We start from the raw sequence: 25,265 nt of genomic DNA on the forward strand, positions 1-25,265 counted from the left end.
ACCGCGGGCCTCGCCGGGGTCCCGGTCAGCAGCCCGCCGCCTCGAACATGTTCTTCGGGATGGCGACGTTCATGGCCTTGATGACCGGCTTGCCGTGTTCCCGGCCGAGACGGGTGACCGCGCCCGTGGCCAGCTGGAACAGTTCGCCGCCCGTGACCGGCAGTCCCAGGTAGCGGGCCGTCAGGACGCGCAGGAAGTGGGAGTGGGCGACCAGGGCGATGTCGTCGTGGCCCATACGGGACGCCGCCGCACCGACCTCGGACAGGACCCGGTCCGCGCGGGCCGCGACCTCGGACGGGGACTCGCCGGGGTGGTCCTGGGGGCCGGGGGCGACGCCGTCCCTCCAGAGGTCCCAGTCGGGACGGGTGCGGCGGATCTCCACCGTGGTGACGCCCTCGTACGCGCCGTATTCCCACTCGTGCAGGTCCGGCGTCACACGGGGCGCGCGCAGGCCGGCCAGCTCCGCGGTGCGGCGGGCGCGCAGCCGGGGGCTGACCAGGGTCAGGCCGACGCCGAGTTCCGCGAGGACGGGCACGAGCGCGCGGGCCTGGCGTTCGCCCAGCTCGGTCAGGGGCAGGTCCGTGTAGCTCGTGTGCTGCCCGGAGCGGGACCATTCCGTCTCGCCGTGCCGGATCAGGATCAGCTCACCCATGGACTCCACCTTCGCGCCGAGGAGCCGGCCCCGGGCGGGGACCGGCTCACGGGGTCAGCCTACGACCGTGACCGTGCAGGGCCGGTCCGTGTCCGTCGTGACCCGGACCTCGCCGCCCTCACGGACCACCTCGTACGTCGCCGCGGGGGCGCCCGTCAGGTCGGGGACCGTCACCGTGCGGGTGAAGTCGCCGGTTCCGGCCGGGGCGAACACACGGAGTTCCAGGCCGTCGAGCCACGCGCCGTCGGGGCGTGACTCGTCCGCGCCGAGTGCCAGGACGGCGCCGGGACGGACCAGGAGGGGCAGGCTGTCGTAGCCGTGGGTCTCGCGACGCCATCCGGGGCCGGTGACGTGCTCACCGGTGAGGAGGTGGGTCCAGGTGCCCTCGGGGACGTAGTACTCGACCTGGCCGTCGTCGGTGAAGACCGGCGCGACCAGGAGGTCGGGGCCCAGCAGGTACTGGCGGTCCGCCGTGCGGGCGGTCGCGTCGTCGGGGAACTCCAGCAGCATGGGGCGCATCGTCGGGACCCCCGTGCGGTGGGTGTCCACCGCGGCCCCGTACAGGTACGGCATCAGGCGGTGCTTGAGCAGGGTGAACTGCCGGGCCACGTCCACCGCCTCCTCACCGAACTCCCACGGCACCCGGTAGGACGAGGAGCCGTGCAGCCGGCTGTGCGAGGAGAGCAGGCCGAAGGCGAGCCAGCGCTTGAAGACCGCCGGGTCGGGGGTGCCCTCGAAGCCGCCGATGTCGTGGCTCCAGAAGCCGAAGCCGGAGAGCGACAGGGACAGGCCGCCGCGCAGGGACTCCGCCATGGCCTCGAAGGAGGACCAGCAGTCGCCGCCCCAGTGGACCGGGAACTGCTGGCCGCCCGCGGTCGCCGAGCGGGCGAAGAGGACGGCCTCACCCTGGCCGCGCTCCTTCTCCAGGAGATCGAAGACGGCCTTGTTGTAGAGGTGCGTGTAGTAGTTGTGCATGCGCTCCGGGTCGGAGCCGTCGTGCCAGACGACGTCCGTGGGGATGCGCTCGCCGAAGTCGGTCTTGAAGGCGTCGACTCCCTGGTCGAGGAGTCCCTTGAGCTTTCCCTGGAACCAGGCGGTGGCCTCGGGGTCGGTGAAGTCGACCAGCGCCATGCCGGCCTGCCACTTGTCCCACTGCCAGATGTCTCCGTCGGCGGTCTCGACGAAGTAGCCGTTGCGGGCGCCCTCCTCGTACAGCGCGCCCTTCTGCGCGATGTAGGGGTTGATCCACACGCAGATCCGCAGGCCCTTCTCCTTGAGCCGGGCGATCTGGCCCACCGGGTCGGGGAAGGCGGCCGGGTCCCACTCGAAGTCCGACCACTGGTACTCGCGCATCCAGAAGCAGTCGAAGTGGAAGACGCTGAGCGGGATGCCGCGTTCGGCCATCCCGTCGACGAAGGAGGTGACGGTCTCCTCGTCGTAGGAGGTGGTGAACGACGTGGACAGCCAGAGGCCGAACGACCAGGCGGGCGGCAGGGCCGGGCGGCCGGTGAGCGCGGTGTAGCGGGTCAGCACGTCCTTCGGCGTGGGGCCCGCGATGACGAAGTACTCCAGCGTCTGGTCCTCGACGCTGAACTGCACCTGGCCGACGGCCTCGGACCCCACCTCGAAGGAGACCTTGCCGGGGTGGTTGACGAAGACGCCGTAGCCGCGCGAGGAGAGGTAGAACGGGATGTTCTTGTACGCCTGCTCGCTGCTGGTGCCGCCGTCGGCCTGCCAGATGTCGACACTCTGGCCATTTTTCACGTACGGGGTGAAGCGCTCGCCGAGCCCGTAGACGTTCTCCCCCACGCCCAGGGCGAGTTGGGCGAACATGTGATGGCTGCCGTCGGCGACGGTCGCGAACGCGCTGCCCTTGCGCCCGGCGGAGGTGAGGAGCCCGCCGTCGCCGTCGAGGAACTCCAGGCCGAAGGTGCCCTCGGTGGGCAGCCGCAGGGTCAGCGGACCGCTGGTCAGCTCGACGGTGGCGCCCTCGGTACGCACCGTCGCCGCGGACCGCGCCGAGGCTCCCGGGAGCTCGAAGTCGGGGCCCTCGGGCCGCTTGCCGGCGTGGTGGGTGAGGCGCACCGCGATGACGCCCTCGGCCGGCGCGTGGGCCTCGACGGTGATCAACGGCGCGTTCAGCGTGTCGCCGCGCCGCCCGACGCGCTTGACGGCGGCGTAGGCGGCGAGACGGTCCTCGTCGAGGCGGACGTCACGGACTTCGGTGGCGTACGAGGCGTGCACACCGCTGCGCAACTGCCAGAAGCCGTCGGTGAACTTCATGGGGGTGGTCCTTAGCCGTCTCGGAAGTCGGTGATGCGGGACGTCAGGGCGCCTGCGGCAGGCGCGGCGACGAGCCCTTCCGATTTTGATCGTACACAAAACAAATACGACCGAGCGGGCACGCGAACGACGGGAACCACCGGATTGCCCGAGAATCCGGACCCTCGACTGGACCGCCAGATCGGGGACATTGACACCGCGTGAACGAAACATCACGGAAGCGGTCTGGAAACCCACGGCGGGATGGAGTATTAGTACTGCAAGCAAACAAATTGGTCGGTCGGCGCGCAGCCGTCCGTGACTTTCGTCGACAAGAGGCTGATCAATGTCGGACCGCTTCACTCCCACCTCCGCGGACAAGTTCACCTTCGGTCTCTGGACCGTCGGCTGGCGCGGCAACGACCCGTTCGGTGACGCCACCCGCCCCGCGCTCGACCCGGTCGAGTCCGTCGAGCGTCTGGCCGAGCTCGGCGCCCACGGTGTGACGTTCCACGACGACGACCTCATCCCGTTCGGCTCCTCCGAGAGCGAGCGCGCCACGCACATCGCGCGCTTCAAGGAGGCGCTGGAGCGCACCGGGATGAAGGTCCCGATGGCGACCACCAACCTGTTCACGCACCCCGTGTTCAAGGACGGCGGCTTCACCTCCAACGACCGCGACGTCCGTCGCTACGCGCTGCGCAAGACCATCCGCAACATCGATCTGGCCGTCGAGCTGGGTGCCGAGACGTACGTGGCGTGGGGCGGCCGTGAGGGCGCCGAGTCCGGTGGGGCCAAGGACGTACCCGTGGCCCTGGACCGCATGAAGGAGGCCTTCGACCTGCTGGGCGACTACGTCACCGAGCAGGGCTACGACCTCCGCTTCGCCATCGAGCCCAAGCCCAACGAGCCGCGCGGCGACATCCTTCTCCCCACCATCGGCCACGCCCTGGCCTTCATCGAGCGCCTGGAGCGCCCCGAGCTCGTCGGCGTCAACCCCGAGACCGGCCACGAGCAGATGGCCGGCCTGAACTTCCCGCACGGCATCGCCCAGGCCATGTGGGCCGGCAAGCTCTTCCACATCGACCTCAACGGCCAGTCCGGCATCAAGTACGACCAGGACTTCCGTTTCGGTGCCGGAGACCTGCGCCAGGCCTTCTGGCTCGTCGACCTGCTGGAGCAGGGCGGCTACGAGGGCCCCCGCCACTTCGACTTCAAGCCGGTGCGCACCGACGGCATCGACGGCGTGTGGGAGTCCGCGAAGAACTGCATGCGGAACTACCTGATCCTCAAGGAGCGCGCCGCGGCCTTCCGCGCCGACCCGGCCGTGCGGGAGGCGCTGCTCGCCTCCCGCCTGGACCAGCTGGCGCAGCCGACCGCCGCCGACGGGCTCAAGGGCCTGCTCGCCGACCGCTCGGCGTTCGAGGAGTTCGACGTGGACGCCGCCGCCGGCCGTTCCATGGCCTTCGAGGCCCTGGACCAGCTCGCGATGGACCACCTGCTCGGCGTCCGCTGACGCCGCGGGTGTCCGGCGCTGCGCCGCCGGACACCCGCCCTTCCCGCGTGCGGCTTCGCCGGACCCGCACCCGGTCTTGACGACCACCTCGTGGGAGCGTTCCCATGAGTCGGCCACCCTCTCACGCAAGGGCACCACCGTGACAGAACCTTCCCCGGACGGCCTGGTCCGCGGCCGCAGTCGCCGCACCAGGCGGATCGCCGTCCCGCTCACCGTCGTCTCAGCGATCGTCGCCGGCACCGTTCTGTCCGGGTGCGGCCAGCAGCGGGACGAGGACGTCTACACCGTCATGAACTCCTCGACCGACGAGTCGTACCACCGCTGGGACGGTGACACGCTCGCGCGCTGCGGCAAGCAGCTCGGGATCACCATCGAGCAGCAGAGCGTGCCGGCCTCGCAGCTGATGACGAAGGCGCTGCGCATGGCCTCCTCGAAGTCGCTGCCGGACGTCCTCCAGCTGGACGCCTCCGAGATGCCGACGTTCGCCGAGGCCGGCGGGCTGATCCCGCTCAAGGACCTCGGGCTGACCACGACCGACATCCCCGAGGGCATCGTCGACTTCGGTTCGTTCGACGGGAAGTACTACGGGGCCGCGCGCACCGTGAACACCCTGGCGCTGTTCTACAACAAGGACATCCTCGACAAGGCCGGGCTGAAGGTGCCCACCACCTGGGCCGAGATGCGGTCCGCGGCCCAGGAGCTGACCCAGGGCAAGCGCTACGGTCTCGCGCTGAGCGCGGGCGGCGCGGAGGACGGCGTCTTCCAGTTCACCCCGTTCATGTGGTCCAACGGCGGTGACGAGACGAAGCTCGACAGCCCCGAGGTCGCCGGTGCGCTCGACTACTGGAAGGGCCTGCTGAAGGACGGCTCGCTCTCCAAGTCCACGGTCAACTGGACCCAGGCCGACGTGAACGACCAGTTCATGGCCGGCAACGCGGCCATGATGATCAACGGACCGTGGCAGGTCGAGACCCTGAACGCCAAGAAGGGGCTCGACTGGGGCATCGCCGAGATCCCGGTGCCCGAGGCGGGGGACGACTCGGTCGGTCCGCTGGGCGGCGGTGTGCTGACCGTGCCCAACACCGGTGACGAGGAGCGCGAGAGGACGGCAGCCGAGATCATCGGCTGTATGGCGGGCGAGCAGGAGCAGATCACCTACGCCCTGAACAGCTGGATGGTTCCGGCGAACACCAAGGCCGCCGCCGTGTGGCGTACGAAGGCCCCGGAGCTGGCGGCCCTGGCCGGACAGGTCTCGACGGCCCGTTCCCGTACCGCCAAGGTCGGCGCGCAGTGGTCGTCCGTGTCGCTCGCCCTGCAGAGCGCCTTCCAGTCCGCCCTCACCGGCGAGTCCAGCCAGGCCGCTCTGAAGCGTGCCCAGCAGCAGGTCACGAGCGGGAACTGAGGTAACGAACCATGTCATCCACCACAGCCTCAGCCGCCGCGCCGCCGGCCGGTCCGCAGGCCCCCGCGGCCGGTGCGGTCACGAAGCCCGTGAGTCCGCGGAGCGCCAGGCGCCGCAGGCAGCTCGCCCAGTGGGGCTTCATCGCCCCCGCCGTGATCTTCATGGCGCTGTTCTTCGGCTACCCGCTCGTCCGCAACATCGTGATGAGCTTCCAGGACTACTCGCCGTCCACGTTCTTCACCGGCGAGGCGCCGTTCAACGGCACGGACAACTGGAGCAACGTCTTCAACGACGGGCTGTTCGGCAAGGCCCTGTGGCAGACGATCCTCTTCACCGTCGGATCGCTCGTCGGCCAGTTCTGCATCGGTCTGGCCCTCGCCGTCTTCTTCAGCCGCCGCTTCCCGCTGAACGGGATCCTGCGCTCGCTGATCCTGCTGCCGTGGCTGGTCCCGATGGTCGTCTCCGGCATCGTCTGGCGGCGCATCTTCGACCAGGACACCGGTGTCCTCAACTCCTTCCTGGGCACCATCGGCCTCAGCGGCGACACGCCCTGGCTGACCAGCACGAGCCTGGCGCTGGTCTCGGTGATCCTGGTGAACATCTGGATCGGCATCCCGTTCAACATGGTGATCCTCTACGGCGGCCTCCAGGAGGTCCCCAAGGAGCTGCACGAGGCGGCCGCGCTCGACGGTGCCTCCGCCTGGCGTACGTTCCGCTCGGTGACACTGCCGATGCTCAAGCCCGTCATCACGGTGGTGCTGGTGCTCGGCTTCATGTCGACGGTCAAGATCCTGGACCTGGTCCTCGCCCTCACCGACGGCGGCCCCGCCGACTCCACCCAGACGCTCGGCACGCTCACGTACCAGAACTCCTTCGTCCAGATGGACTTCGGGGCCGGTGCCGTGGTCGGCAACATCCTGATCCTGATCTCCGCCGTCTTCGCGGTGTTCTACCTGCGGGTCAACCGCAACGAGGGGAAGTGACCGGCATGGCGACCACCACCCAGATCCCCGCCGCCCCGGCTCCCGCGGCCACCCACCGGCCGGAGCGCCGCTGGGGTGCGACCGTCTTCGGCGTCGTCGTCCTCGCCGTCATGCTGTTCCCGCTGTACTGGATGGTCAACACCGCGCTGCAGCCGGACGCGAGCCTGGTGGACGTGGGCCCGGTGCCGACGAGCATCGACTTCTCCGGCTTCACCTCGGCCGTCACCGACCAGGGCACCAACCTGCTGACCTCGCTGGCCGTCGCGCTCGGTGCTGTGGCCATCTGTCTGGCGATCTCCGCGCCGGCGGCGTACGGCCTGGCGCAGTTCAAGCTGCGCGGCAGCAAGACGATCGTCTTCGGCACCCTCATCACGCAGATGGTGCCGGGCATCGTCATCGCGAACGCCCTGTACAGCACGTACGTGGACCTCGGCCTGGTCAACTCCTACTTCGGCCTGATGCTGGCGGACGCCTCGCTGGGCATCCCGTTCGCGATCGTACTGATGCGCTCGTTCATGGTGTCCATCCCGCGCGAGGTCATCGAGGCCGCCGAGGTCGACGGCGCGGGCCGGCTCCGCACGTTCGTCCAGGTCGTCCTGCCGATGAGCCGCAACTCGCTGATCACCGCCGGGCTGTTCTCGTTCCTGTACGCGTGGAGCGACTTCATGTTCGCGCTCACGCTGAACACGACGGACGACGTCAAGCCGATCACGCTCGGGATCTACCAGTACATCGGGGCCCACGTCGGCGACTGGGGTTCGGTCATGGCCGCGTCCGTGCTCTCCGCGGTGCCGGCGGCGGTCCTGCTCGTCCTGTCCCAGAAGTACATCGCCGCCGGTATCACCGGTGGCTCGGTCAAGTAAGGGTTTCCATGAGTGACTTCCCGGTCTTCCCGCCCGGATTCGTGTTCGGCGCGGCCACGGCCTCGTACCAGATCGAAGGCGCCGTACGGGAGGACGGCCGCGGCCCGTCCATCTGGGACACCTACAGCCACACCCCCGGCAGGACGGACGGCGGGGACACGGGCGACGTGGCCTGCGACCACTACCACCGCTACCCCGAGGACGTGGAACTGCTGCGCGACCTGGGCGTGGACTCGTACCGCTTCTCGATCGCCTGGTCCCGCATCCAGGCCGAGGGCGGCGGGGCGGTGAACCCCAAGGGTCTGGACTTCTACTCCCGGCTCGTGGACTCGCTCCTGGAGGCGGGCATCGAGCCGGCCGCCACCCTCTACCACTGGGACCTCCCCCAGGCCCTGGAGGACCGGGGCGGCTGGCGGGTGCGGGAGACGGCGGAGCGGTTCGGCGAGTACACCGCGATCATGGCCGGGCACCTGGGCGACCGGGTGCCGCGCTGGATCACCCTCAACGAGCCGTGGTGCAGCGCGTTCCTCGGCTACTCCGTGGGCCGGCATGCGCCGGGCGCGCAGGAGGGGCGCGGGGCGCTGGCCGCCGCGCACCACCTGCTGGTCGGCCACGGCCACGCGATGGACGCGCTGCGTGCCGCGGGAGTCCGCGAGGCGGGCATCACGCTGAACCTGGACCGCAACGTCCCGGCCACCGAGTCGGACGCCGACCTCGCCGCGGTCGTCCGCGCCGACACCCAGCACAACCTGGTGTGGACCGAGCCGCTCCTCGCAGGCCGCTACCCGGCCACCGAGGAGGAGACCTGGGGCGAGCTGATCACCGGCCAGGACTTCCGCCGCGACGGCGACCTGAAGCTGATCTCGCAGCCGATGGACTTCCTGGGCATCAACTACTACCGGCCGATCGTGATCGCCGCCGCCCCGCACCGCGACGCGGACCCGGCCGTGCGCGTGGCCACGGACAACCGGTACGCGGAGGGCAGCTACCCGGACGTCCGCAGGACGGCGATGGGCTGGCCGGTCGTCCCGGAGTCCTTCACCGACCTGCTGACCGTCCTGAAGCAGACGTACGGCGACGCGCTGCCGCCGGTGCACATCACGGAGAACGGCTCGGCGGAGTTCGACAGCGTCGGGGCGGACGGTGCCATCCACGACGCGGACCGGGTGGAGTACCTGCGGGACCACCTGACGGCGCTCCGGGCGGCCATGGACGCCGGTGTCGATGTCCGCGGCTACTACGTGTGGTCGCTGCTGGACAACTTCGAGTGGGCGCTCGGCTACGCGAAGCGGTTCGGCATCATCCGGGTCGACTACGACACCCTGGAGCGCACGCCCAAGGACAGCTACCGCTGGTACCAGCGGCTGATCGCGGCGCACAGGGCCTGATCCACCGCCCCGGGGGCGTACGCGTTCACCGCGCCGCGTACGCCCCCGGGTTCGCCAGCACCTGGTGCACCACCCGGGCCGCCGCGCCCCTCGCCGCGTCGCCGGAGCGTGACGAGGCCCGGAGCCGGCTGCCGTTCTCGTGCCAGCGGCCCGACACCACGCGCGCGGTGAGCTGGGCGTCCGCGGACTCCTCCAGCCACGGCATCAGGTTGCGGTATATCCCGCCCAGGACGACCGCCTCCGGGTCGAAGAGGTTCACCGCACCGGCCAGCACCACGCCCATCCGGTCCCCCGCCGCCCGCAGCGCCTCCACGGCCCGTGCCTCTCCGGCCGCGGCCCGCTGCTCCAGCTCGCCGATCCCCCGTACCCCCGCGCCGGGGTCGATCCCGGCCGCCTCCAGCAGCGCCGCCCGGCCCGCGTACTGCTCCAGGCAGCCGCGCGCCCCGCACCGGCAGAGCGGGCCCTGCGGATCGACGACCATGTGCCCGATCTCGCCCGCGAATCCGTGTGCGCCGCGCAGCATCTCGCCGTTCAGCACGAGCGCGCCGCCGACGCCGATCTCGCCGGTGACGTAGAGGAAGGTGCGCACGCCGCCGAGTCCGCCGAACCAGAGCTCGGCCAGGGCGGCCAGATTGGCCTCGTTGTCGGAGCCGACCGCGAGGGCCCGGCCGGCCGGGCGCAGGGTGCTGAGCGCCTGCCCGAAGATGCCTTCGGCCGCGACCCTGTTCCAGCCGAGGTTGGGTGCCTGGCGGACGACCCCGCCGGAGACCAGGCCGGGCAGCGCCAGCTCGACGCCGACGACGCGCAGCTCCTGCTCGCGGGTGGATCCGATGACGCGGTTGGTGAGCCGGGCCGCGTGGGCGAGCACCTCGGCGGCCGGGACGCCCCGGTGGTCGGTGTGCTCGGTGACGCGGACCCGGTCGGTGCCCGTGAGGTCGACGGCGCACACCGACACGTAGTCGATGTTGATCTCCACGCCGAGCCCCGCCGGCCCCGTCCTGGCGAGCTTCAGTACGGTACCGGGGCGCCCTGCGGATCCGCTGGAGGTCTTGCCCGACTCGCTGAGGCAGCCGAGGGCGAGGAGTTCCTCGACGAGGGAGGAGACGGCGGCCCTGGTGAGTCCGACGAGGCTCGCCACCCGGGCCCGGGTGACCTCGCCCTCCTCACGTACGGTCCGGAGCACGAGGCTGAGGTTGTGGCGCCGCACGGACTCGTGGCCGGCCTTGGCCGCGGGCGAGGTCAGGTTGTTCTTCATCAGGTGATGAGCCTAACGGCGAAGGGCCGTACCCCGGGGGGTACGGCCCTCGTCGCCTGCCGGATCCCTCAGCCGCGGATCAGGCTGCGCAGCACGTACTGCAGGATGCCGCCGTTGCGGTAGTAGTCCGCCTCACCGGGGGTGTCGATGCGGACGACGCCGTCGAACTCCACACCGGTGTCGGTGGTGACCTTCACGGTGGTCGGCGTGGTGCCGTCGTTCAGCTCGGTCACGCCGGTGAAGGAGAAGGTCTCCTCGCCGGTCAGGCCGAGGGACTCGGCGGTGTGACCCTCCGGGAACTGGAGCGGGAGGACGCCCATGCCGATCAGGTTCGAGCGGTGGATGCGCTCGTAGGACTCGGCGATGACGGCCTTGACGCCCAGGAGCGCGGTGCCCTTGGCCGCCCAGTCGCGGGAGGAGCCGGAGCCGTACTCCTTGCCCGCCAGGATGACGAGCGGGGTGCCGGCGGCCTGGTAGTTCTGCGAGGCGTCGTAGATGAACGACACCGGCGCGTCAGCCTGGGTGAAGTCGCGGGTGAAGCCGCCCTCGGTGCCCGGCGCGATCTGGTTGCGCAGGCGGATGTTGGCGAACGTACCGCGGATCATGACCTCGTGGTTGCCACGGCGCGAGCCGTAGGAGTTGAAGTCACGGCGCTCGATGCCGTGCTCCGTGAGGTACTTGCCGGCCGGGGTGTCGGCCTTGATCGCACCGGCCGGGGAGATGTGGTCGGTGGTGACCGAGTCGCCGAGCTTGGCCAGCACACGGGCGCCGGTGATGTCCTCGACCGGGGTCGTCTCCATCGTCATGCCCTCGAAGTACGGGGGCTTGCGCACGTAGGTGGACTCGGAGTCCCACTCGAAGGTGTTGCCGGTGGGGATCGACAGCGCCTGCCACTGGGCGTCGCCCGCGAAGACGTCCTGGTAGGACTTGTTGAACATGTCCTCGCCGATGGAGTTGGCGACGACGTCGTTCACCTCGGCCTCGGAGGGCCAGATGTCCGTCAGGAAGACGGGCTTGCCGTCCTGGTCGACGCCGAGGGCGTCCTTGGTGATGTCGACCTTCATCGAACCGGCGATCGCGTACGCGACGACCAGCGGCGGGGACGCCAGGTAGTTCATCTTGACGTCGGGGTTGATCCGGCCCTCGAAGTTGCGGTTGCCGGAGAGCACCGAGGTGACGGCCAGGTCGTGGTCGTTGACCGCCTTGGAGACCTCTTCCGGCAGGGGGCCGGAGTTGCCGATGCAGGTGGTGCAGCCGTAGCCGACCAGGTTGAAGCCGACCTTGTCGAGGTACGGGGTCAGGCCCGCCTTGTCGAAGTAGTCGGTGACGACCTTGGAGCCCGGGGCGAGGGTGGTCTTGACCCACGGCTTGCGGGTCAGGCCCTTCTCGACCGCCTTCTTGGCCACGAGCGCCGCGGCGACCATGACGTACGGGTTCGAGGTGTTGGTGCAGGAGGTGATCGCGGCGACGGTGACGGCGCCGTGGTCGAGCTCGTACGTCGTGCCGTCGGGGGCGGTCACCGGGACCGGCTTGGACGGGGCGCCGTTCGGCGTGTTGGCCGGAGCGTCGGAGGCCGGGAAGGACTCCTTGCCCGACTCGTCGACCGTGTCCACGTAGTTGCGCACGTCCTGCGCGAACTGCTGGGCGGCGTTCGCGAGGACGATGCGGTCCTGCGGGCGCTTCGGGCCGGCGATGGAGGGGACGACCGTGGAGAGGTCGAGCTCCAGCTTCTCGGAGAAGTCCGGCTCGGCGGCCGGGTCGAGCCAGAGGCCCTGCTCCTTGGCGTACGCCTCGACGAGCGCGACCTGCTGGGCGTCGCGGCCGGTCAGGCGGAGGTACTTCAGCGTCTCGTCGTCGATCGGGAAGATCGCGGCGGTGGAACCGAACTCCGGCGACATGTTGCCGATGGTGGCGCGGTTCGCGAGGGAGGTGGCGGAGACGCCCTCACCGTAGAACTCGACGAACTTGCCGACGACTCCGTGCTTGCGGAGCATCTCGGTGATGGTCAGCACGAGGTCGGTGGCGGTGGTGCCGGCCGGGAGCTCACCGGTCAGCTTGAAGCCGACGACACGCGGGATGAGCATGGAGACGGGCTGGCCGAGCATCGCCGCCTCGGCCTCGATGCCGCCGACGCCCCAGCCGAGCACACCGAGGCCGTTGACCATGGTGGTGTGGGAGTCGGTGCCGACGAGGGTGTCGGGGTACGCCTGGCCGCCACGGACCATGACCGTGCGGGCCAGGTGCTCGATGTTGACCTGGTGGACGATGCCGGTGCCCGGGGGGACGACCTTGAACTCGTCGAAGGCGGTCTGGCCCCAGCGGAGGAACTGGTAGCGCTCCTTGTTGCGGCCGTACTCCAGCTCGACGTTCTGGGCGAACGCCTCGTTGGTGCCGAACTTGTCGGCGATGACGGAGTGGTCGATGACCAGCTCGGCCGGGGCCAGCGGGTTGATCTTCGCCGGGTCGCCGCCCAGCTCCTTCACCGCCTCACGCATGGTGGCGAGGTCCACGACACACGGGACGCCGGTGAAGTCCTGCATGATCACGCGGGCCGGCGTGAACTGGATCTCCTGGCTGGGCTGGGCCTGCGAGTCCCATCCGCCCAGCGCCCGGATGTGATCGGCGGTGATGTTCGCGCCGTCCTCGGTACGGAGCAGGTTCTCCAGCAGCACCTTCAGGCTGTAAGGGAGGCGCGCGGAGCCCTCGACCTTGTCCAGCTTGAAGATCTCGTACGACTCGTCGCCCACGCGCAGCGTGCTGCGGGCGTCGAAGCTGTTCGCCGACACGACAGTCTCCTTCTTCAGTGTGCGCGAGTCTCCGCGCCGCGCCTCATGGCGGCCTGCGCCGCTCGGTGCCGCCTTCGGCCCCCACCATCCGCTAAGGTAAGGATTAGTTAGGTAACCCTTACCGACCGGCGGCCGCGGTACGCCTCGGCAGATATCTCGATGTCGAGATAACTCTAGTACATCGCCGCCGTTCGGTCATGCGCGGGCGCCCCTGTCCGGTCATGTCCGGTGCCCGGACCGGCAGCCCGCCGCGAGGGCATGTCGCCGGGGGCGGCCCGGTCACGCGTTCGGGGCCGTGCGCTCCAGCCGGTTTCCACCGGCTTCCTCCGCCGCTGTTCCGCACCGCTCGCGGCGGGGAACAGCGGCGGAGCCGCGACGGACGACGGCCTCGTCCCGCGGCGTCCGCGCGGAGCCTGGTCAGGCGCCGACGTAGGCCGCGAGGTGCTCGCCGGTGAGGGTGGAGCGGGCGGCGACGAGGTCGGCGGGGGTGCCCTCGAAGACGATCCGGCCACCGTCGTGTCCCGCGCCGGGACCGAGGTCGACGATCCAGTCCGCGTGCGCCATGACCGCCTGGTGGTGCTCGACGACGATGACGGACTTGCCGGAGTCCACGAGCCGGTCGAGCAGGCCGAGCAGCTGCTCGACGTCGGCGAGGTGGAGGCCGGTGGTCGGCTCGTCGAGGATGTAGACGCCGCCCTTCCCGGCCATCCGGGTCGCCAGCTTGAGCCGCTGCCGCTCGCCGCCGGACAGCGTGGTAAGCGGCTGACCGAGGCCCAGGTAGCCGAGCCCGACGTCGGCGAGCCGCTCCAGGACGCGGTGCGCGGCCGGCGTGCGCGCCTCTCCGTCGCCGAAGAACTCCGCGGCCTCGGTCACCGACATCGCGAGCACCTCGCTGATGTCGCGGCCACCGAAGCGGTGCTCCAGCACCGAGGCGTGGAAACGCTTCCCCTCGCACTCCTCGCAGGTGGAGGCCACGCCGGCCATCATCGCCAGGTCGGTGTAGATGACACCGGCGCCGTTGCAGGTGGGGCAGGCGCCCTCGGAGTTCGCGCTGAAGAGGGCCGGCTTCACACCGTTGGCCTTCGCGAACGCCTTGCGGATCGGGTCCAGCAGTCCGGTGTACGTCGCCGGGTTGCTCCGCCGCGAGCCGCGGATCGCGCCCTGGTCGATCGAGACCACGTCCTCGCCCGCGGGGATCGACCCGTGCACCAGCGAGCTCTTGCCGGAGCCGGCGACGCCGGTGACGACGACGAGCACCCCGAGCGGGATGTCGACGTCGACGTCCCGCAGGTTGTGCGTCGACGCGCCCCGGATCTCCAGCGTGCCGGTGGGTTTGCGCACCTCCTCCTTGGGGGCCGCCCGGTCGTCGAAGTGGCGGCCGGTGACGGTGTCGCCGGCCCGCAGCCCCTCGACGGTGCCCTCGAAGCAGACGGTGCCGCCGCCCGTACCGGCCCCGGGGCCCAGGTCGACGACGTGGTCCGCGATCACGATCGTCTCCGGCTTGTGCTCCACGACGAGCACCGTGTTGCCCTTGTCCCGAAGCCGCAGCAGCAGGGCGTTCATCCGCTGGATGTCATGGGGGTGCAGGCCGATGGTGGGCTCGTCGAAGACGTAGGTGACGTCGGTGAGCGAGGAGCCGAGGTGACGGATCATCTTGACGCGCTGCGCCTCGCCGCCCGACAGCGTGCCCGCCGGCCGTTCGAGGGAGAGGTAGCCGAGCCCGATCTCCACGAACGAGTCGAGGGTCCCCAGGAGCGCGGCGAGCAGCGGCGCGACCGAGGGCTCGTCGAGGTCGCGGACCCAGTCGGCCAGGTCGCTGATCTGCATCGCGCAGGCCTCGGCGATGCTGATCCCGGCGATCTTGGACGACCGCGCCGCTTCGCCGAGCCGGGTGCCGTCGCACTCGGGGCAGGTGGTGAAGGTGACCGCCCGGTCCACGAACGCCCGGATGTGCGGCTGCATCGCCTCCCGGTCCTTGGACAGGAACGACTTCTGGATCTTGGGGATCAGTCCTTCGTAGGTGAGGTTCACGCCCTCGACCTTCACCTTGACCGGCTCCCGGTAGAGGAAGTCCCGCATCTCCCTCCTGGTGAACTCGCGGATCGGCTTGTCCGGGTCGAGCAGGCCCGACTCGGCGTAGACCCGCACCGTCCAGAAGCTGTCCGACTTCCAGCCGGGGATGGTGAACGCGCCCTCGGCGAGCGACTTGGAGTCGTCGTAGAGCTGCGTGAGATCGATGTCGGAGACCGTGCCGCGGCCTTCGCAGCGCGGACACATGCCGCCGACGATCTGGAAGTCCCGACGCTCCTTCACGGTCCGTCCGGCGCGCTCCATGGTGACCGCGCCCGCCCCGCTGATCGAGGCGACGTTGAAGGAGAACGCCTTGGGCGAGCCGATGTGCGGCTTCCCGAGCCGGCTGAAGAGGATGCGCAGCATCGCGTTCGCGTCGGTGGCGGTGCCGACCGTGGAGCGGGGGTCGGCACCGAGCCGCTGCTGGTCGACGATGATCGCCGTCGTCAGCCCTTCGAGTACGTCGACCTCGGGACGCGCCTGTGACGGCATGAAGCCCTGGACGAAGGCACTGTAGGTCTCGTTGATCATCCGCTGCGACTCCGCGGCGAGCGTACCGAAGACCAGCGAGCTCTTGCCCGAACCGGAGACCCCGGTGAACACCGTCAGCCGGCGCTTCGGGATCTCGACGCTGACGTCCTTGAGGTTGTTCACGCGCGCACCGTGCACGCGGATCAGATCGTGGGTGTCGGCAGCGTGCGGCGCGGGCGACCGCGCGTCCTTCTTCGTGGCCATGCTTGTCGTGTCTCCATCTGTGGGCGGGGCCGCCTTCGCGGCCTCCGTCGGTGTCACCCGGATCGGTCCGACCGGCTTCGAGCAGGCGTCCGTAGCGGCTCGCGGCGCGTCGACGCCGCGTCGCGGGTGGCCCCGGCTCGCGGCGACAGTGGCGGTGGCCTCGGCGCTCACGCGGCTGCGAGCCGCCGGACGGCTCAGCGGCGCTCGTTGACGCGCACGAGGTTGCCCGCGGGATCGCGGAAGACACAGTCGCGGACACCGTAGGGCTGCTCGGTCGGCTCCTGGACGACGTCGGCGCCGCCGGCGCGCAGCCGATCGAACGTGCCGTCGAGGTCCGCCGTGGCCAGGGTGATGTGACCGTAGGTGCCCTTGGCCATCATCTCGACGACCGTGCGGCGCTCGTCGTCGGTCACGCCGGGGTCGGCGGCCGGCGGGGTCAGGACGATGGAGGTGTCGGGCAGGCCGGCGGGGCCGACCGTGATCCAGCGCATCCCGCCGTGGCCGACGTCGTTGCGGACTTCGAAGCCGAGCGTGTCGCGATAGAACGCCAGGGCCGCGTCCGGGTCGTCGTGCGGGAGGAACGTGGAGTGAATCGTGAGGTCCATGGGATTCACGCTAGCTTCGGCCCGGTGGCCGCGCTTCTCGATTCCTGATCGGTCTGGTGACCTGCTTCGCCACGCACGACGGCATGCCCGCCGTGGCCCGGGCCGCCTCGCGCCGGTAGGTGCTGGGCGGCATCCCGACCAGCTCCGTGAAGCGTGTGCTGAAGGTGCCCAGCGACGAGCAGCCGACCTCGAAGCAGACCTCGGTGACGCTGAGGTCGCCGCGCCGCAGCAGCGTCATCGCGCGCTCGATGCGCCGCGTCATCAGATAGCCGTACGGCGACTCGCCGTACGCCTGCCGGAACTCACGGCTGAGGTGCCCGGCCGACATGTGCTCGCCGCGGGCCAGCGCCTCGACGTCCAGCGGCCGCGCGTACTCACGGTCGATCCGGTCACGGACGCGGCGCAGCCGCACGAGGTCGCTCAGGCGCTGCTCCGCGGTGGGTCTGCTCGTCACGTACGGAAGCGTACGACGCGCCGGGGACGCCCGGCGGCGGGTTCCGCAACCGCCACGGTCCCCCGGTCCTCTGACGCCGTACCGGACGGCGACCGGGACCTGTGCACCGCCCGGCCCGCCGCGGGGTCCGCACCCGACCGTCACCCGAACGGCACACCCCGGCGCGGCCTTCATCTCATATCTGAGATAGCGTTCGGGCATGGAAGACGACTACCTCGTACGTATCGGTAAGCTCATCCGTGACGCCCGTCAGCACCGGGGCTGGACCCAGACACAGCTTGCCGAGGCGCTCTCGACCAGCCAGAGTGCCGTCAATCGCATCGAGCGCGGCAATCAGAACATCAGCCTTGAGATGATCGCCCGCATCGGCGAGGCCCTCGACAGCGAGATCGTGTCGCTCGGTTACGCCGGGCCCATGCACCTGCGGGTGGTCGGCGGACGCCGGCTCTCCGGCTCCATCGACGTCAAGACGAGCAAGAACGCCTGTGTCGCACTGCTCTGCGGCTCACTGCTCAACAAGGGCCGGACCGTGCTGCGCCGGGTGGCCCGCATCGAGGAGGTCTTCCGGCTCCTGGAGGTCCTCAACTCCATCGGTGTGCGCACCCGCTGGATCAACGACGGCGTCGACCTGGAGATCCTCCCGCCCGCCGAGCTCGACCTGGAGTCCATCGACGCGGACGCCGCGCGCCGGACCCGGTCGATCATCATGTTCCTCGGCCCGCTGTTGCACCGCCTGGACCGGTTCACCCTGCCGTACGCGGGTGGCTGCGACCTCGGTACGCGGACGATCGAGCCGCACATGATCGCCCTGCGCCGTTTCGGCCTGGAGATCGCGGCGACCGACGGGCTCTACCACGCACAGGTCGACCGCGAGGTCCGGCCCGGCCGTCCCATCGTGCTGACCGAACGCGGCGACACCGTGACGGAGAACGCCCTGCTGGCCGCCGCCCGGCACGACGGCACGACCGTCATCCGCAACGCCTCCTCCAACTACATGGTCCAGGACCTGTGCTTCTTCCTGGAGGCGCTCGGCGTCAAGGTCGACGGGGTCGGCACCACGACCCTCACCGTGCACGGTGTGCCGGAGATCGACGTGGACGTCGACTACTCGCCCTCGGAGGACCCGGTCGAGGCGATGAGCCTGCTGGCCGCCGCCGTGGTGACGGAGTCCGAACTGACGATCCGCCGGGTCCCGATCGAGTTCCTGGAGATCGAGCTCGCGGTCCTGGAGGAGATGGGCGTCGACTGCGACCGCACGTCGGAGTACGCCGCCGACAACGGCCGTACCCGGCTGGTGGACCTGACCGTCCGGCCCTCCAAACTCGAGGCGCCCATCGACAAGATCCACCCCATGCCGTTCCCCGGGCTGAACATCGACAACGTCCCGTTCTTCGCCGCCATCGCCGCCGCCGCGCACGGCAAGACCCTGATCCACGACTGGGTCTACGACAACCGGGCCATCTACCTCACCGACCTCAACCGCCTGGGCGGCAGGCTCCAGTTGCTCGACCCGCACCGCGTCCTGGTCGAGGGCCCGACCCGCTGGCGCGCCGCCGAGATGATGTGCCCGCCCGCACTGCGGCCGGCGGTGGTGGTGCTGCTGGCGATGATGGCGGCCGAGGGCACGTCCGTGCTGCGCAACGTGTACGTGATCAACCGGGGGTACGAGGAGCTGGCGGAGCGGCTCAACTCGGTCGGGGCACAGATCGAGATCTTCCGGGACATCTGAAAACCCGCAGGAATAGCATCGTCGCACCCCTCCTGACCTGCACAAATGCAAGGCGAGGAGGGGCGTGACGGAGTCCCTGGGATTTTTCTGGGACTTTGAATCAGGAACGACGGCATTCGAACACCGCCCTCTCCACATGATGAGTCTTCGAAAAGATGTCGGCCTGAGCACGTGATGGAAAAGCCCAGGTCGGAGACCGCTTCTCAGCTCGCCGTCCCTGCGTGTGGCTGCCTGGAGCGTCAAACGAGCGTCATGACCGACAGCCGGTGAACGGGCCGCCAAAGCCATGTCACCCACCGGGTCCACCCCTGCCTGCTCAGGACGCCAGCTCACCTGTCATGCCCCGCACCAGCTGTCCGACCGGCATCATCGGCCATGCGCGCCAGCCGACAACACCCCGCACCCGTGCGGAGGAACTCCTCGGCACGGACGCCAACGACTTCGCGCTGTACCGGGAGAACCCCATCACCAGCCCGGCCCCCGCCTGGGCGAGAGTTACGGCGCGATAGTGGGTGACCGCGGAGAGCAGGCGCCTGTGGGTAGCGGCCAGATGGGCCGACCCCCTCAGCACCTTGCCGTCGACGGCGATCGCTCGGCGCGGTCCGACCCTGCCCCCGGCGGCCTCGCGCCGGCCCGCGAGGTAGGGAGCGACCGCTCGGTCGAGGGCGTCACCAACGACAGTTGCCAGCACCCGGCCGCCCACGGCCCGCGAAGCCACAGCGCCACTAAAAGCTCCAGTCGACAGCAGGCAAGGTCCGCGAACGAGGCGCACCTTTGGCTCCCGACCCGCGCGCGGAAAAGCCGTCCGGCACACCGCACCCCCGTCCCACAGAACCCGCCGAGCGAGGCCCGGCCGCCGAAAAGTTGGCATCGCCCTTCGGTGCGCAGGCAACAGGCAATCCGACATGGGTCAGCGCGTACGCCACTGCTTACCCGGCGATGTTGTCGATCGGCGGGCAACTGCAGCTGCCGACGGGCACGACGGCTTCCTCGGTATCCGGGATGTGGCTCTATGTCCGCGACGAGGCGGGGAACTTCGTCCTCCAGCAGGAGATCAAGCGCTCCACCGGTGACCCTTCGGGCCGCTATCTCGACAACGGTGCCTGGTGCTACGGGTGGTGGCCGAGCAACGCCTACCCCGCCGACCAGTGTTTCTGGTGGAGCGGCAGCACGCTCGGGGGGCATCTCGAGGACGGCAAGAAGTACTACGCCTGGATCTTCCTCAGCGGCACGGACGGGTCTTCGAGTCCGGGGGGAACCACCTCTCCCCTGGTGGAAGCCTTCTACACGCCTGACATCCCTGGAGCGCAGGCGGGCATCTGCACCTGCTACGCGCAGGCTCACCGTGCAGACCCGGTCAACACGGCGACCGGCATGTTCTTCGAGCAACTCACCGACGCCTCCCTGGTCGGCCCAGGTGTGCCACTGGCCCTGGAACGCACGTACCGTTCCGACTCGGCCACGGCGGGCCTGCTGGGCCGCGGCTGGGCGACACCGTTCGACTCGAAACTCACGGTCGCGACGGGAAAGGTCACCTACCGGACGGACGACGGGGCGTCGTTCGTCTTCACACAGAACACCGACGGAACGTACAAAGCCCCGGCCGGGTCGGCGGCCAGATTGGTCAAGGGCACCAGTGACTACACCCTGACCACACCCGACCACACCAGACGGACCTTCACCAGCGGTGGCCAGCTCACCTCCGTCGTGGACAAGGCAGGAAAGGGGCTGAACCTGACGTACACGTCCGGCAAGCTCGCCTCCGTCAAGGACGCCGCCGGACGCACGACGACATTCACGGTCGGCGCCGACGGGCTGCTGACCAAGGTGGCCCTGCCGGACTCCACATCGGTGTCCTACGGCTACACCGGTGGTCTGCTGACCTCGGTGACCGACCCTGCCGAAAAAGCCTCCTCATACGCGTACGACGCGAACAAGCGGCTGTCGTCCTACACCGATCCCGCGGGCGGCAAGGTCAGCAACGTCTACGACACCGCAGGCCGGATCACTTCCCAGACCGACCAGAACACCAAGACGACCACCTTCACCTGGGACGGCCGTCGCGAGTCGCACACCACTGCGCCCGACGGCGGAGTGTGGACCGACGTCTACTCCGGCAACGTCCTCATGTCGACCATCGACCCGTACGGCAAGAGCATCACCTACGACTATGACCGCAATCTGCGACCCGTGGGAATCACCGACCAGCGCGGCAACACCACGTCGATGACGTACGACAGCGCCGGGCGGATGCTCACGCGCAGTTCACCGTCGGGGCTCGGCTACAAGGAGATCTGGACGTACGACACGTCGGGCAACATCACCAGCCATACCGACGGCCGCGGCAACAAGACCACCTATGCGTACAACACGTCCAACCAGCTGACGACGACCACCGACCCGCTCGGCGGCACCACCGCCTACACGTACACAACGCTCGGCGCCATCCAGACCGTGAAGACGCCACGGGGCAAGGTCACCACCTACGGCTACGACACGGCCGGGAACCGCACGTCGGTGACCACGCCCCTGGGTGAGAAGGCGACGTTCACCTACGACGCGGCCGGGCGGATCCTGACCAAGACGGACCCGCGCGGCAATGTCACCGGCGCTGACCCCGCCGCCTTCACGACGACGTACGCCTACGACGGGCGAGGTCTGCTCAGCTCGGCCACCGACCCACTGGGCCGCACCACGGCATACACGTACAACGGCGCGGAGCAGCTCCTCACCGCGAAGAACCCTGAGGGCGACACCACGGCATTCGCCTACGACGATGCCGGGCACCTGACCCGAACGACAGACCCGGCGGGCAAGTTCGTCACCCGCACCTACAGCGCCGCCGGACACCTCGCCTCCGAGACGGACGCCGCCGGCAACAAGACCACCTACACCTACGACAAGGTGGGACGCCTGCTCACCCGCGTCTCCCCGCGCGGCAACGTCACAGGCAACGACCCGGCCGCCTACACCACGAGCTACGCCTACGACGCCGCAGGGAACAGCACCAAGGTCACCGGTCCCACCGGCGCGTTCACCACCACGACCTACGACGCGATCAACCGGCCGCTGGTGAACACCGACCAGCTGGGCCACACCACCGGCTACACGTACGACGCCAACGACAACGTCACCAAGGTCACCGACGCCGCAGGCAAGACAACTCTGTCCGTCTACGACAAGAACAATCGGCTCACCAGCAGCACCAACCAGCTGAGCAAGACCAGCACCTACACCTACGACGCCGACGGGAACCTGCTCAGCAGCACCTCGCCCCTGGGCAACAAGGAGAGCTGGACCTACGACGACGACGGCCGCCAGGCCACGGCCGTCGACCCGCGAGGCAACGCCACCGGCGCCTCCCCCGCCCAGTACACCACCACCTACGACTACGACCCGTCGGGCAATCCGACCGCCGTCACCGACCCGCTCGGCAACGTGACCAGAACCGAGTACGACGCCGTCGGAAACGTCACCCGGAGCACGGACGCCGACCAGCGCGCCACCACCTACAGCTACAACAAGCTCGACCAGCTGACCACCGTCACAGCCCCCGGCGGCGCGGCCACCACCTACGGCTACAACACAGTCGGCAACATGACCGGTCGCACCGACGCCAACAACCACGTCACCACCTACGGTTACGACGCGGCGCACCGCCTGACGTCGGTCACCGACCCCCTGGACCGGGCGACCACGTACGCGTACGACCCGGACAGCAATCCGATCAAGGTAACGACCCCCCGCGGCACCACCACCCGGACGTACGACGCCCGCGGCCTGGTCACCAAGATCGACTACTCGGACACCACACCGGACGTCACCTTCGGCTACGACGACGCCGGACGGATGACCGCCCGTGCCAACGCGAAGATCTCCGAGGACTTCGTCTACAACGCGGTCGGTGACCTCACCAAGACCCGCGGCTTCGCCTACACCTACGACGCCGCCGGGCAGATGCTCACCCGCAAGTACTCCGACGGCAACACCATCGGCTACACCTACGACAACGACGGCCGCACCGCCACGATGACGGCCGACGGCACCACCACCACCTACACCTCAGACGCGGCAGGCAACCTCACCAGGACGGCACTGCCCAACACGGAGACCGAGGAACGCACCTACGACCGGGCGGGCCGCGTCACCGCCGTCACCGCCGCCAAGGCGGGCACGACAGTCACCAAGACCGCCCTGACCCTCTCGGCGGCCGGCCTGCCCACCCGCGTCGACGTCACCCGGGCCGGAGTCGGCACCGGCGGTTACGACCAGACCTACGACACCGCGGGCCGTCTCACCTCCGGCTGCTACCCCCAGCCCTGGATCACCGGCTGCGCCGCGACCCGCACCACGTCCTACACCTACGACAAGGTCGGCAACCGCCTGACCTCCACCCTCGGCACCACGTCAACCAACTACGCCTACGACGACGCCGACCAGCTCACCTCCACCACCACCGGGACCACCACCACCGCATACGAGTACGACGCGGAAGGCAACCAGACAAAGGCCGGCGCCAACACCTTCACGTACGACCTGGCCGGACAGATCTCCGCCGCCACCGTCGCGGGCGCCAACTACACCTACGACCACGACGCCAGCGGCAACCAGGTCGCCACGCTGAAAGACGGCGCGGTCACCAGCCGGACCCAGTGGGACCCCAACGCACCCCTGCCGATCCTCGCCACCGAGTACGACAGCGCCTGGACCGTCAAACAGTCCTACCGCTACGACCCCCTCGGCCAGCCCGCAGCCACCAAAACCGGCACAGGCGCGGTCTTCTACTACCACCACGACACCCAGGGCTCCCCGCTCGACGTCACCAGCAGCACCGGCACCCTCCACCAGCGCTGGGCCTACGACCCCTACGGCACCCGCGTCCTGGGCACCGTCACCACCGGCGCACCCCCAAGCACCCCCACCTACACCGGCGCCCGCCACGAGACCACCACCGGCAACCTCGACCTCCACGCCCGCCAGTACACCCCCGCCACCGGCCGCTTCACCAGCACCGACCCGGCTGCGCGCGGCGCCTCGACTCCCTACGTGTCGCCGTACGCCTACGCCGACAACAAGCCCACCCTGCTCACCGACCCCAGCGGCCGGACCCCCGAGGACCCGAACGACAGCGTCGACGGCATCGGCGACGTGCTGGGCATCTTCGGCGACGCCTTCGTCGACGTCGTCAAGTCACCGTTCGTATTCCTCGGTGACGCGCAGGACGCCTTCACCGGCGAGAACGGCGGCGCCGGCGCCTTCCTCGACAAGTACCTCCCCGTCCGCCCCGCCTACCGCCTCTACCGCGCCGAATACATGCTCCGCCAACAAGGCTGCGACGCACTCGCCGACCTCTACGCCGAAGCAGCCGAAGAGCTGACCCAACAGCTCGCCGTCACGGGACTCGGAGGACTGACCGGGTGGCGCAAGGCGGCGGCATCGCCTCGTGGTGCTGCTGGAGCCACCGTGATGGGGGTTCCACCTGCCTCGTCGTTCACCTGGGCCGGCGGAAGCGTCCGCTACACAAGGACCGCCACAGCAATCGGCGACGATACGAACACGATTCAAAATCTGCTGCGGTCCAAGGGCGACTATGGGCACGATGTCATTGTGCACGGCAACGAACAGGGAGAATTCATCGTTGACGGCAAGATAACCCACCCGCAGCAGATCGCCGAACTGGTCAGAGAAAATCCGTATTACAACGGAGGCCCCATTCAGTTGGTCACCTGTCACGGCGCTTGTAAGGCGGCCGGTGAACTCTCCAAGGCTCTGGGTGGCGTGGAAGTGAGAAACGCGAGCGGTCATCAGGTAGATCTCCACCCTCGGACCGGAAAGGTTCGCGAGTGGCCTGAGGGAAGCCAGGGCGACCCGAGGTAAAATTCTCTGAAAACAGCTCAGGAGTATCCGTAAGGGTGCGTCCGGAACGAGACGCCGTGCGCACCCTTACGCACCAGCGTAAGCATACCCGTCACCGCCTCCGGCGGTCCTGCTCAGGAAGCCGTCACATGCGCCAGGTCACCCCTCTCGGGTTTTTCAGCAGTATCTCCAGCCAGTCCCGCTTCAGCGTTAATGCGGAGGAAATCAAGAAACTCTCCGGACAGATGCCCGTACACGACTGCACGCGCGTAGCGGAATACCTGAGAAGAGCTCCCGTGATCATCGCCCTCATGGGATATACGGAGGATGTCGTGGGCAAAAAGTTCGGCGTGATGGGTGGGTCCGCCATTCACAGTGACGGCACCTACTACTGGCGTCGCGACACTGCCGAGTATGTGGAGACCTACAGGACGGGACTCCCTTCTGGATTCATGGAGCACGGTGCGAGGATGCAGTGGAGCGTCCCCCTTCTCAGTGATGCGGAAATTTTGGAGATCGATGATTTCTTCGAATCGCTTCGTACGCAGGGCTGAGTGGGAACGAGCCTGTTCCATCTGCAACCCCCACGGGCACCTCATGCCCCTTGTCCGACATCGCTTCCTAATGCTGTTGTCAAGCGGCCGTAGTCACTGTAGGTGTGACTTGATAGCACCGTCGGTCACGGATCAGGGCCCACAGGACGTTGACG

The 25,265-nt window shown here is 69.1% G+C and carries 16 protein-coding genes; 8 read left to right on the top strand and 8 right to left on the bottom strand.

Annotation, left to right across the window (positions count from 1 at the left end; genetic code table 11):
* Positions 1-25: 25 nt before the first annotated feature.
* Both AB0F38_RS30580 and yicI read right to left on the bottom strand, forming a co-directional pair.
* A complete protein-coding gene (locus AB0F38_RS30580) occupies positions 26-652 on the bottom strand; it encodes a histidine phosphatase family protein (RefSeq protein ID WP_361900414.1) in 627 nt (208 codons plus the stop codon).
* Between the two features lie 54 nt (positions 653-706).
* Positions 707-2,935 carry an alpha-xylosidase gene (yicI, locus tag AB0F38_RS30585; protein WP_361900417.1) on the bottom strand — a complete coding sequence of 743 codons (2,229 nt, stop codon included), beginning with the start codon at positions 2,933-2,935 and terminating at the stop codon, positions 707-709.
* Between the two features lie 325 nt (positions 2,936-3,260).
* Here yicI and xylA point away from each other — a divergent pair, with 325 nt between their 5' ends.
* The 5 genes from xylA to AB0F38_RS30610 all read left to right on the top strand — a co-directional run bounded on the left by xylA (position 3,261) and on the right by AB0F38_RS30610 (position 9,066).
* Entirely contained in the window at positions 3,261-4,430 is a 1,170-nt protein-coding gene (gene xylA, locus AB0F38_RS30590) for a xylose isomerase (protein WP_361900420.1), read from the top strand.
* Between the two features lie 139 nt (positions 4,431-4,569).
* Positions 4,570-5,832: a sugar ABC transporter substrate-binding protein gene (locus AB0F38_RS30595; protein ID WP_361900423.1), complete on the top strand. Its 1,263-nt coding sequence runs from the start codon at positions 4,570-4,572 to the stop codon at positions 5,830-5,832.
* 11 nt (positions 5,833-5,843) lie between these two features.
* Positions 5,844-6,815, top strand: coding sequence for a sugar ABC transporter permease (locus AB0F38_RS30600; RefSeq protein ID WP_361900426.1), 972 nt, complete (start codon positions 5,844-5,846; stop codon positions 6,813-6,815).
* Between the two features lie 5 nt (positions 6,816-6,820).
* The gene (locus AB0F38_RS30605) at positions 6,821-7,678 is read left to right on the top strand and encodes a carbohydrate ABC transporter permease (RefSeq protein ID WP_361900429.1); all 858 of its coding nucleotides are present in this window, start codon (positions 6,821-6,823) and stop codon (positions 7,676-7,678) included.
* An 8-nt stretch (positions 7,679-7,686) separates the two neighbouring features.
* Complete coding sequence (locus AB0F38_RS30610) at positions 7,687-9,066, top strand: GH1 family beta-glucosidase (RefSeq protein ID WP_361900432.1); 1,380 nt, start codon at positions 7,687-7,689, stop codon at positions 9,064-9,066.
* A 25-nt stretch (positions 9,067-9,091) separates the two neighbouring features.
* On the opposite strand, the gene AB0F38_RS30615 is transcribed toward AB0F38_RS30610, so the two are convergent.
* The 5 genes from AB0F38_RS30615 to AB0F38_RS30635 form a co-directional block, all read right to left on the bottom strand.
* Positions 9,092-10,321, bottom strand: coding sequence for an ROK family protein (locus AB0F38_RS30615; protein WP_361900435.1), 1,230 nt, complete (start codon positions 10,319-10,321; stop codon positions 9,092-9,094).
* Positions 10,322-10,389: 68 nt separating this feature from the next.
* Positions 10,390-13,107, bottom strand: coding sequence for an aconitate hydratase AcnA (acnA, locus tag AB0F38_RS30620; protein WP_361900438.1), 2,718 nt, complete (start codon positions 13,105-13,107; stop codon positions 10,390-10,392).
* 417 nt (positions 13,108-13,524) lie between these two features.
* Positions 13,525-15,912 carry an excinuclease ABC subunit UvrA gene (locus tag AB0F38_RS30625; protein WP_361900441.1) on the bottom strand — a complete coding sequence of 796 codons (2,388 nt, stop codon included), beginning with the start codon at positions 15,910-15,912 and terminating at the stop codon, positions 13,525-13,527.
* Between the two features lie 194 nt (positions 15,913-16,106).
* Positions 16,107-16,517, bottom strand: coding sequence for a VOC family protein (locus AB0F38_RS30630; RefSeq protein ID WP_361900444.1), 411 nt, complete (start codon positions 16,515-16,517; stop codon positions 16,107-16,109).
* Between the two features lie 10 nt (positions 16,518-16,527).
* Positions 16,528-16,971, bottom strand: coding sequence for a helix-turn-helix transcriptional regulator (locus AB0F38_RS30635; protein ID WP_361900447.1), 444 nt, complete (start codon positions 16,969-16,971; stop codon positions 16,528-16,530).
* A gap of 199 nt (positions 16,972-17,170) precedes the next feature.
* Here AB0F38_RS30635 and AB0F38_RS30640 point away from each other — a divergent pair, with 199 nt between their 5' ends.
* On the top strand, positions 17,171-18,700 hold the full coding sequence (locus AB0F38_RS30640; protein WP_361900450.1) for a UDP-N-acetylglucosamine 1-carboxyvinyltransferase: 1,530 nt from the start codon (positions 17,171-17,173) through the stop codon (positions 18,698-18,700).
* Between the two features lie 316 nt (positions 18,701-19,016).
* Here the strand turns inward: AB0F38_RS30640 and AB0F38_RS30645 are convergent, their stop codons facing one another.
* The gene (locus tag AB0F38_RS30645; RefSeq protein WP_361900453.1) at positions 19,017-19,418 is read right to left on the bottom strand and encodes a hypothetical protein; all 402 of its coding nucleotides are present in this window, start codon (positions 19,416-19,418) and stop codon (positions 19,017-19,019) included.
* 284 nt (positions 19,419-19,702) lie between these two features.
* On the opposite strand from AB0F38_RS30645, the gene AB0F38_RS30650 reads away from it, so the two are divergent.
* Positions 19,703-24,577: a DUF6531 domain-containing protein gene (locus AB0F38_RS30650; RefSeq protein ID WP_361900456.1), complete on the top strand. Its 4,875-nt coding sequence runs from the start codon at positions 19,703-19,705 to the stop codon at positions 24,575-24,577.
* Between the two features lie 128 nt (positions 24,578-24,705).
* A complete protein-coding gene (locus tag AB0F38_RS30655) occupies positions 24,706-25,110 on the top strand; it encodes a hypothetical protein (protein ID WP_361900459.1) in 405 nt (134 codons plus the stop codon).
* Positions 25,111-25,265 lie beyond the last annotated feature (155 nt).

The sequence above is a fragment of the Streptomyces sp. NPDC025273 genome (genome assembly GCF_040638585.1).
In the GTDB taxonomy this organism is placed as follows: Bacteria; Actinomycetota; Actinomycetes; order Streptomycetales; family Streptomycetaceae; genus Streptomyces; species Streptomyces cinereorectus.